Consider the following 10,390-nt stretch of genomic DNA (forward strand, 5'->3'; position numbering starts at 1 on the left):
AACGCGTTCCGCCGACTTGTCCGGCCGGCCGACACGGCGGCTGCGACCTGCGCCGATGCCGGCCCCCGGCTGACTGTCAGTGGTGGGGTGCAGACTGGCTGACGACTGAGGGCCGGCTGTGACAAGGACGTCGTGGAGGTGATCGGCATGACCGAGGTACTGCTCGCCGTGGGCACCCGCAAGGGGCTCTTCCTCGGGAGGCGGCGCGGTGGCGCCTGGGAGTTCGACGAGAGCCCCTACTTCAACGCGCAGGCGATCTACTCGGTCGCCGTCGACACCCGGGGCGAACGGCCCCGGCTCCTGGCGGGCGGCGACAGCGCGCACTGGGGGCCCTCGGTCTTCCACTCCGACGACCTGGGCCGCACCTGGACCGAACCGGCCCGGCCCGCCGTGAAGTTCCCCAGGGACACCGGTGCCTCGCTGGAGCGGGTCTGGCAGCTGCACCCGGCCGCCGCCGAGCCGGACGTGGTCTACGCGGGCACGGAACCGGCCGCGCTGTACCGGTCGGAGGACCGCGGGGAGAGCTTCGAGCTGGTCCGGCCGCTGTGGGAGCACCCGACGCGCGACAGGTGGGTGCCGGGCGGCGGCGGTGAGGGCCTGCACACCGTGGTCACCGACCGGCGCGACCCGAAGGCGGTGACGGTCGCCGTCTCGACGGCCGGCGTGTTCCGCACCGCCGACGGCGGCGCGAGCTGGACGCCGTCCAACTCCGGTGTCTCCGCGGTGTTCCTGCCGGAACCCGATCCGGAGTTCGGCCAGTGCGTGCACAAGATCGCCCAGGACGCGGGGGATCCGGACCGGCTGTATCTGCAGAACCACTGGGGGGTGTACCGGAGCGACGACGCGGGGGCGCACTGGACCGACATCGGCGAGGGGCTGCCGTCCACGTTCGGGTTCGCGGCGGCCGCTCATCCGCGCCGCGGGGAGACGGCGTACGTCTTCCCGATCAACGCGGACGCCGACCGGGTGCCCGCCCAGCACCGGTGCCGGGTCTTCCGCACGGCCGACGCGGGCAGGAGCTGGGAGCCGCTGTCGGCGGGCCTGCCGCCGGAGGACCACTACGGCACGGTGCTGCGCGACGCGCTCTGCACGGACGACGCGGACCCGGCCGGGGTGTACTTCGGCAACCGCAACGGCGAGGTGTTCGCCTCGGCCGACGACGGCGACAGCTGGCGCCAGTTGGCCTCCCATCTGCCGGACGTGCTGTGCGTGCGGGCGGCGGTCGTCTCCTGAGGCCCCCGGACACCGGTGGTGGGCCGTGGACTTCGAGACGCCGCCGCAGGGGGTCGGTGCCCGCCCGGCGCAGCCGCTAGGCAAGCAGCTCCGCCACCGCCTTCTTGTGTTCGGTGAGGAAGAAGTGCCCGCCGGGGAACACCCGCAGCTGGAAGGGGCCCGTGGTGCGCTCCTCCCAGTCCGCTGCCTCCTTGACCGTGGTCTTGGGGTCGTCGTCGCCAGTGAGTGCCGTGACGGGGCAGGTCAGCGGGGGTCCCGGCCGGTAGCGGTAGGTCTCGGCGGCCCGGTAGTCGCCGCGGATCGCGGGCAGCACCATGCGTACCAGGTCCTCGTCGTCGAAGATGCGCGAGTCGGTGCCGGCCAGGCGGCGCACCTCCGCGATCACGCCTGCGTCGTCGAGACGGTGCACCTTCTCTTCGTGGGGGTGCTGCGGGGCGCGGCGCCCGGATACGACGAGGTGCGCCACCTCCAGCGATCTGGCCTGCAGTTCGGTGGCGACCTCGAAGGCCACGGAGGCGCCCATGCTGTGCCCGAAGAGCACCAGCGGGCGGTCGCGCAGCGGGGCGACCAGGTCGGTGATGCGCCGGGCCAGGACGTGTATGTCGTCGATGAGGGGTTCGGTGTGGCGGTCCTGGCGGCCCGGGTACTGCACCACCAGCACCTCGGCGCGCGATGCCAGTGCGGTGGAGAGCGGCCGGTACCAGCTGGCGGCGCCACCGGCGTGCGGGAAGCACACCACGCGTGGCGCGGGACCTTGCGGCTCATCGTGGAAACGGCGCAACCAGAGGTCGGTATCCGATACGAGGGGCATGCTGCCTGATTCAATCAACACCCGGCCGAGGAAAGCTAGTTGGCCCTTCTCCCTGCCGCCGGGTGCGGGTGCGGGATCAGCTGCCCGTGAGGTCCCCGAAGCAGAGAGCGGGCCTCCCGGCCGGGTACCCGGGTACCGGCTCGGGAGGCGTGCGCAGGCGGATCAGTAGAGCCCTTCGACCGCGGTGCTCGCGGTCTCCAGCGGGCGGACGTTGGCGACGCCGTCCGTGGGGAAGCGGCCGCCGGTGTCGTACCGCACCGCCTCGTCGCGCTCCAGCACGTTGGGCAGGAACAGGTCCTCGTGGAGCACGGTCAGCCGGACCCGGCCCACCGAGCCGTACGGCACCGCCGTCATCGGGTCGGCCTTGTCGACGACCGCCATCGTCACCTGCGGGAAGTTCGGCAGATACGGCATGAGTCCGCCGTCCTGCTCCACCGGCAGACCGGCCGCGTTGCCGAAGGTGTTGCCGTAGCTCAGGCCGCAGATGCCCCCGTCCAGGGCGGCCACGATCTGCCGGTAGACCGAGGGGACCAGGTGGGTGCCGCTCAGCCGGACGCCGCGCAGCGCCGCGACCCGCTCGGGGGCCCGCTTGACCAGCGCCACCATCAGCGCCGGGGTGGTGTTGACGTAGTCCACCTCGCGGGTCCCCAGGACGTCCAGGATCTGGTCGAGCAGGTGCTCGGTGTAGTCCCGCGCGACGGGCATCCGCGCGGTGCGCAGCAGACGCTTCACCCAGCGGGGATCCATGTCGATCGCGTACACGACCCCTTGGTGCAGGTCCCCGGCCTCCCAGACCCCGTTGCCGATCAGGTGGGGTCCGGTGGGTGTCGCCTGGAGCCAGGTGCGGTGCGGCTCGAAGCCCTCGGTGGCGAACGACCAGCGGCGCCACACGCCCCGGTGGACGATCATGTCCGGGGTGTAGAAGACCCGGCACGGCGCGCCCGTGGTGCCGCCCGACTCCCACACCCGGCCGGCGAGCGGGCGGTCCACGGCCAGCGGCACGAAGTCCCGCGGGTCGCGCGTGCGCAGCACGTCGAGGTCGAACGGCCCGAACGCGGTCAGGTCCGCGTGGCGCTCGATGTCCCGCGGGTCGAACGGCAGCTCCTTCGCCCGCTCCAGCCAGTAGGGGCTGCCGGTCTCCGGGTCGAAGTGCCGCCGGACCACCCGCCGGGTCCAGTCGTCGGGATCCGTGTCCAGCCAGCCGTCGACGAGCTTGTCGCAGTCGGCCGCGGACAGGCCGGAGGTCAGCACGGTGCGAGTCCGGTCTCGGGGTACTCGATGCCGAGCTCGAACACGGTGGAGACGACCTTCTCGATGTGCTCGGGCTGCTCGACGTGGACCACGGGGAAGGGTATGCGCAGCAGTCCGGCGGGGATCGCGGGGCCGACCACCACGCCGAGCTGGACGCCCAGCTCGTGCATGCCGTCGTACACGTACGGCAGGCTGATCGGGGTGGTGGGGTTGCGCTTGAACAGGTCCCGCACGTCCTCGGCCGAGGCCAGCTGCCGGGGATCCAGGCAGGACAGCACCGGCAGCTTGGGGGCGCCGAAGCCGATGGCGTCGATGTGCGGCTCGACGAACTCCCGGAACGGGGCGCGCAGCGGGGTGTGCTGGGCGATGCCCCGGCCCGGCATCAGCGTCACCAGGCCCTCGGGCAGCGAGCCCGCGAGCGCGGCCATGGGCTCGTGCAGGCCGCCCAGCATGTAGATGCGGAGCGCGCCGTCGGCGGTGTCGCCCATGTCACCGGCGACGTAGACGCCCTCGGCGCCCCCGACGAACGCCTCTATGGTCTGCCCGGCCGGGACGGCCGCGATGGCGAGGGCGTGGGCCGGCTCCGACGGGTCCGGGTCGGGGCACAGGCGGGTGCTGCGGAGCAGGCCGAACAGCTCCTGACGGGTGAGGGCGCCGGCCAGGCAGCTGCTCGTCATGGCGCCCAGGCTCAGGCCGCCGAGGGCGGAGGGGTGCACGCCCTGCTCGGCGAGGATGTCGTGCACGGCCAGGGCGAGTGCGGTCTCCCTGATGGAGCCGGCGCTCTGCCGCTCTTCCTGGGCCTCCGGCAGGTCCTCCTCCAGGATCTGGCCGACGGTCAGGCCGGTCCACTCGGCGATCTGCTCGTACAGCCGCTGCATCACGGGGTAGGCGCGGTGCAGCTCGATGCCGTGCGGCTCGGTGCCGACTCCGCCGCCGAGCAAGTAACCCAGTGCCATGGGGATCTCCATACATGGTGTGCCGGACCCGGCCGGTCCGGTTGTCCGAAGGGGGAACTGCACCTCGGTGGCGCGCGGGGGCGCTGCCGGGGGTGGATCGTGGTGCGCGGGTCCCGCCCGGCCGGGCGGGACCCTTGCGTCAGAGGGCCGCCAGCCAGTCAGAGGGCCGCCAGCCAGTCCTTGACGGCCTGTGTGGTCGTCTCCAGGTGGTCTTCCATGACCGTGAAGTGGTCGCCGGGGATGTCCAGCACCTCGGTGGCGGGCCACACGGCGCGCCACTCCTCACTCGACGGGTCGTCCGTCATGCCCTCCAGGGGAACGGTGGCCCGCAGCAGCAGCGTCGGCGTCCGCACGGCGCGCGGCTCCCAGAACTCGTACATCCCGCAGTACCAGCCCATGGCCGTGAGACGGGTGCCGTCCAGGCTGACGAACCGCTCCTCGCGCTCGAACATGCCCTTGAGCAGCTGGTCCTGGACCCGGTTGATGTGCGGGCTGGTCATCGGGTAGCCGTCGATGACCACGACTCCGGCGGGGGCGACGCCGCGCCGGCTCATCCGTTCGCCGGTCGCGTGCGCGAGCACGCCTCCGGAGGAGGAGCCGAGCAGGACGAACGGGTCGTCGCCGACCAGCTCCGCGATCATGTCGCAGTACACGTCGGCCAGCGCCTCCGCGTCGGCGGCGAGCGGCTCGTCGTTCTGGAAGCCGGGGACGTCGAGCGCGGCGACGTCGTACTCGTCCCCGAAGAACGAGGCGAACCGGACGAACTGGTGGGCGCCGCCGAGGGCGACGAAGGCGGAGAGGCAGATGATCCGCGGCCGCTGGGCGCCGGTGGTCAGCCGCAGCGGTCCGGGTATGCCCTCGCGGCCCTCCGTCGCGGTGAACATGGGCCGCAGCTGGGCGGCCTGGTGCAGCATCTTGACGCCCGTCTTCAGCTGGCCCCGCTCGGCGGCGTACCGGAAGAGCTCGCCGGCCGCGTCCAGCGGGCCGGCCCGCCGGGACGAGACCGCCGGCGCCGCCGGCTCCGCCACGGGCGCGGCGAGCAGCGCGGTGCGCAGGAACCGGGCGAGTTCCCGGGGGGTGGCGCAGTCGAAGGCGACGGTGGGCCGCAGCCGCAGGCCGGTGACCGAGGTCAGCCGGTTGCGCAGTTCGACGGCGGTGAGCGAGTCCAGGCCCAGCGCGAGGAACGCGGCGGTCTCGTCGACGTCGTCGGCCGAGGCGTGACCGAGCACGGTCGCGAGGTGGCCCCGCACGATCTCGCCGAGCAGCGCGTCGCCGCCCGCCTCGTCCAGAGCGCCGAGGGTGCTCCGCAGCTCGTCGGCGCTCCGCCGCTCGGGGCCGGCCCCGGCACGCCTGGCCGGGGCGCGCACCAGGTCCCTGAGCAGGACGGGGGCCTCCTCGGGTGTGGTGTCCAGCATGGTGGCCGCCAGGGTCACCGGGACGAGCGCGGGCGCGTCCGTGCCGCGCACCAGGTCCATGATCGCCAGCCCCTGCTTGGTGTCGAACGGCACCACTCCCCCACGGGAGATCCGCGCCACGTCGGCCTCGTCCAGGTTCTGGGTGAGGCCGCCGCTGTGCTCCCACAGGCCCCAGGCGAGGGACTGGGCGGGCAGGCCCTGGGCCCGCCGGTGGTGTGCCAGGGCGTCGAGGAAGGCGTTGGCCGCCGCGTAGTTGCCCTGGCCGGGGGCGCCCAGGACGCCCGCGACCGAGGAGAAGAGGACGAACTCGCGCAGCCCGAGGCCGCGCGTCAGCTCGTGCAGGTTGAGCGCCGCGTCGACCTTGGGCCGCAGCGCGGTGCCGACCTGCTCGGGGGTGAGCGAGGCGAGGACACCGTCGGCGAGCACGGCCGCGGTGTGCACGACCGCGGTCAGCGGCGACCGCTCCGGTACGGACGCCAGCAGTTCGGCCACGGCGTCCCGGTCGGCCATGTCGCAGGCGGCGCCGACGATCTCGGCGTCGAGGTCCGCGCCGAGCCGCTGGATCTCCGCCGCGCCGGGGCCCCGCCGGCTGGCCAGCACGATGCGGCGGACGCCGTGCTCGGTGGCGAGGTGGCGGACCACCAGACCGGCCAGGCCGTCGGCACTGCCGGTGACGAGAACGGTGCCGTCCCGGTCGAGTTCCCGCTCGGTGTTCTCGTGGGTGGACCGGTGCAGCCGGGGTACGCGCAACTCGCCGCCGCGCAGCGCAAGTTGGGGTTCGTCGCAGGAGAGCGCGGCGTCCAGCAGGTGCTCGCTCTCCTCGTCGGTGTCGACGACGACGAAGACACCGGGGTTCTCCGACTGGGCGGACCTGAGCAGCCCCCACACCGGGGAGCCGGCCAGGTCGGTCACGTCCTCGTCGGGCGCGGTGGCCACCGCGCCCCGGGTGACGACGACCAGGCGGGCGCCGTCGGCGTGGTCGGCGGCCAGCCACTCCTGCAGCCGGCCCAGCATCCGGCCGGTGGTCTCGTGGGCCGCCGCCGCGGTGGGCGGGCCCGGCTCGACGCGCACCACGGTGTCGACGCGCACCACGGTGTCGGTGCGCTCCACGGCCTGCGGCAGCGGGCGCGTCACCCAGGACACCTCGTACAGCGAGTCGTGGCGGACCAGGCCGGTGAGGCGGCGCAGTGCGAGGGAGTCCACGGTGAGCACGGGCCGGCCGTCGCGGTCGGTGGCGCGCACGGACACCTCGTTCTCGCCCCGCACCGTGGTCTCGACCCGCAGGTCGCCGCCGGCCTCGCCGTGTACGACGACACCGCCGAAGGAGAACGGCAGGACGGGCCCGCCCCCGTCGCCGTCGCGGGACAGGCCGACGGTCTGCAGCGCCGCGTCGAGGAGCGCCGGGTGGACGCCGAACCGCCGCAGTCCGGACCGCTGCTGCTCGGGCAGCGTCACCTCGGCGTAGATCCGGTCGTCCAAGCGCCAGGCGGCGGTCATCCCCTGGAACGCCGGGCCGTACTCGATGCCGCCCTCGGCGAACCTGCCGTAGAGGTCGTCGATGTCGACGGGTTCGGCGCCGGCCGGCGGCCACTGGGCGCCGTCCTGGTCCGCGGCCGGGTCCTCGGCCGTGTCCTCGGCCCCGCCGGGCGCGAGCCATCCGGTGGCGTGCCGGGTCCAGGGTTGCCCGCCGGACGTGGCGTGGACGGCGAACGGGCGCCGCCCCCCGCTGTCGGGGCCCTCCACGGACAGCTGGACGGTCAGCGGCCCGGCGGGGCCGAGCAGCAGCGGGGTCTCCACGGTCAGCTCTTCGAGCAGGCCGCACCCCAGGTCCCGGCCGGCGTGCAGCACCGTCTCCACCAGGGCCGCGCCGGGCACGACCACGGTGCCTCCGACGGCGTGGTCGGCCAGCCACGGGTGGGTGCGCAGCGACAGGCTGCCGGTGTGCAGCAGGGTGCCGCTGTCGGCGACCGGCTGCGGCCGTCCGATCAGCGGGTGGCCGTCGGCCGCGGCGCCGAGGTGCTCGATGGCCGGGTCCAGCCAGTACCGCTGGTGCTGGAAGGCGTAGGTGGGCAGTTCGACCCGCCGGGCGGCGGGGAAGGCCGCGCTCCAGTCGACGGGCACGCCGGCCACGTGGAGTTCGGCGAGGGAGAGCAGGAACCGGTCCCGGCCCCCCGCGTTCCGCCGCAGCGTGCCCACCACGATCCCGCCGACCGTCTCCTCGACCGCCGAGGTCAGCACCGGATGCGGACTGACCTCGACGAACACACCGTGCCCCGCCGCGCCCAACGCCCGCACAGCGGTCTCCAGCTCGACCGTCTGCCGCAGGTTGCGATACCAGTACTCGGCATCGAGCGCCGCGGTGTCCAGCAGACCCCCGGTCACCGTCGAGTAGAAGGGGACCTCACCGCTGCGCGGCGACACGCCCTCCAGCACCCGCAGGATCTCCTCGCGGATCTCCTCCACGTGCGCCGAGTGCGACGCGTAGTCCACGGGCACCCGCTTCGCCCGCTCCACCAGGCCCAGCACCTGCTCCAGACCGGCCGGATCACCGGAGACCACGACCGACGACGGGCCGTTGACCGTGGCGACGGACACACCCTCCGGCAACAACCCACGGACCTCGTCCACCGGCAGCGGCACCGACACCATCCCACCGCGTCCCGCCAACGCCGTGATCGCCTTCGACCGCAGCGCCACCACCCGCGCCCCGTCCTCCAACGACAACGCACCCGCCACCACAGCAGCCGCGATCTCACCCTGCGAATGCCCCACCACCGCAGCCGGCTCGACACCGAACGACCGCCACAACGCCGCCAACGACACCATCACCGCCCACAACACCGGCTGCACACGATCCACCCGGCCGAACTCCCCCGACCGCACCACCCCCGTCAACTGCCAGTCGACAAACGGCGCCAACGCCCGCTCACACTCCGCGAACCGCTCCGCGAACACCGGCGACGACTCAAGGAGTTCCACCGCCATCCCCGCCCACTGCGCACCCTGGCCGGGGAAGACGAAGACCCTCTTCCCGGCGGGTGCCGTGGTGCCGCGGACGGCGTGGTCGGAGAGCTCGCCGCGGGCCAGCAGGTCCAGTTCGTGGTCGAGGGCGTGGCGGTCGGCGCCGACGACGACCGCTCGGTGTGCCAGCGCGGCCCTGGCGGTCGCGGTCGAGAACCCGATGTCGGCCGGCCGGAGGCCGGGGCGGGTCGCCAAGTGGGTGCGCAGCCGGTCGGCCTGGTCGCGCAGGGCGTCGGCCGTCCGCCCGGAGAGCAGCCAGGGAACCGCCGTGCCGGGCGCGGGCGCCGCTGCGGCGGGCTCGTCGTCGGCTTCTGGGGCCTGCTCCAGGACGAGGTGGGCGTTGGTGCCGCTCACCCCGAAGGACGAGACGCCGGCGCGCCGGGGGTGCCCGTACTCGGGCCAGTCGACCGCCTCGGAGAGCAGCCGGACGTCGCCCTCCGACCAGTCGATGTGGGTCGACGGCGCTTCCACGTGCAGGGTCCTGGGCAGCACACCGTGCCGCATCGCCTGCACCATCTTGATCACACCGGCCACACCAGCGGCCGCCTGGGTGTGGCCGATGTTCGACTTCAGCGACCCCAGCCACAACGGCCGGTCCGTCTCCCGCTCCTGACCGTACGTGGCCAGCAGGGCCTGCGCCTCGATCGGGTCACCCAACGACGTACCCGTACCGTGCGCCTCCACCGCGTCCACCTCGGACGGCCTCACACCGGCATTCGCCAACGCCTGCCGGATCACCCGCTGCTGCGACGGACCGTTCGGCGCCGACAGACCGTTCGACGCACCGTCCTGATTCACCGCACTGCCACGGATCACCGCCAGCACCGGATGACCATGGCGCCGCGCGTCCGAGAGCCGCTCCAGCAAGACCACACCCACGCCCTCACCGAAACCGGCGCCGTCGGCGCCCTCCGCGAAGGACTTGCAGCGGCCGTCGGCGGCGACGCCGCCCTGCTGGCTGAGCCCCACGAACAGGCCGGGGCCCGCCATCACGGTCGCGCCGCCGGCCAGGGCCAGCGTGCTGTCGCCCGCGCGCAGGGACTGCGCGGCGAGGTGGATCGCCACCAGGGAGGAGGAGCAGGCGGTGTCGACGGTGACGGCCGGGCCCTCCAGGCCGAAGGCGTACGCGATCCGGCCGGAGCCCACGCTGGACTGGGTGCCCATGCCCAGGAACGCCTCGACGCCGTCCGGGACGTGGTGCAGGGGGCCGCCGTAGTCGGTGCCCATCAGGCCGACGAAGACGCCCGTCCTGCTGCCGCGCAGGGTGCCCGGGTCGATGCCCGCGCGTTCGAACGTCTCCCAGCTGGTCTCCAGGAGCAGCCGCTGCTGCGGGTCCATCGCCAGCGCCTCGCGCGGGCTGATGCCGAAGAAACCGGGGTCGAAGTCGGCCGCCTCGGCGAGGAAGCCGCCCTCGCGGGCGCTGGACGTGAGCGTGCCGGGCGCCCCTTCCCCGAACAGCCGGCGGGTGTCCCAGCCGCGGTCCTCCGGGAACGGGGAGATGGCGTCCCTCGCCTCGCCGACCAGGGTCCACAGGTCGTCGGGCGAGGCGACCCCGCCGGGGTAGCGGCAGCCCATGGCGACGATGGCGACCGGCTCGTCGGTCCGCTTCGACAGACGCTGGTTGGCCTCTCTGAGGCGTTCGTTGTCCACCAGTGCGCTGCGCAGGGCAGTGATCACCTGGTCCTGAGGGGCAGTCATCATGG

General features: G+C 73.6%; 5 protein-coding genes. 1 reads left to right on the plus strand and 4 read right to left on the minus strand.

Going from position 1 to position 10,390, the window contains the following annotated elements:
• Positions 1-147: 147 nt before the first annotated feature.
• Complete coding sequence (locus tag ACFZB3_RS29510; RefSeq protein WP_391380465.1) at positions 148-1,233, plus strand: WD40/YVTN/BNR-like repeat-containing protein; 1,086 nt, start codon at positions 148-150, stop codon at positions 1,231-1,233.
• A 76-nt stretch (positions 1,234-1,309) separates the two neighbouring features.
• On the opposite strand, the gene ACFZB3_RS29515 is transcribed toward ACFZB3_RS29510, so the two are convergent.
• The 4 genes from ACFZB3_RS29515 to ACFZB3_RS29530 all read right to left on the minus strand — a co-directional run bounded on the left by ACFZB3_RS29515 (position 1,310) and on the right by ACFZB3_RS29530 (position 10,385).
• Positions 1,310-1,972 carry an alpha/beta fold hydrolase gene (locus ACFZB3_RS29515; protein WP_391380467.1) on the minus strand — a complete coding sequence of 221 codons (663 nt, stop codon included), beginning with the start codon at positions 1,970-1,972 and terminating at the stop codon, positions 1,310-1,312.
• A gap of 234 nt (positions 1,973-2,206) precedes the next feature.
• Entirely contained in the window at positions 2,207-3,295 is a 1,089-nt protein-coding gene (locus tag ACFZB3_RS29520; RefSeq protein WP_391380469.1) for an arylcarboxylate reductase, read from the minus strand.
• Positions 3,289-4,251 carry an ACP S-malonyltransferase gene (locus ACFZB3_RS29525; RefSeq protein WP_391380471.1) on the minus strand — a complete coding sequence of 321 codons (963 nt, stop codon included), beginning with the start codon at positions 4,249-4,251 and terminating at the stop codon, positions 3,289-3,291. Before ACFZB3_RS29525 ends, ACFZB3_RS29520 begins: the two co-directional genes overlap by 7 nt.
• A gap of 158 nt (positions 4,252-4,409) precedes the next feature.
• A complete protein-coding gene (locus ACFZB3_RS29530) occupies positions 4,410-10,385 on the minus strand; it encodes an SDR family NAD(P)-dependent oxidoreductase (protein ID WP_391380474.1) in 5,976 nt (1,991 codons plus the stop codon).
• Positions 10,386-10,390 lie beyond the last annotated feature (5 nt).

This window comes from Streptomyces sp. NPDC008092, assembly GCF_042957285.1.
Lineage (GTDB): Bacteria > Actinomycetota > Actinomycetes > Streptomycetales > Streptomycetaceae > Streptomyces.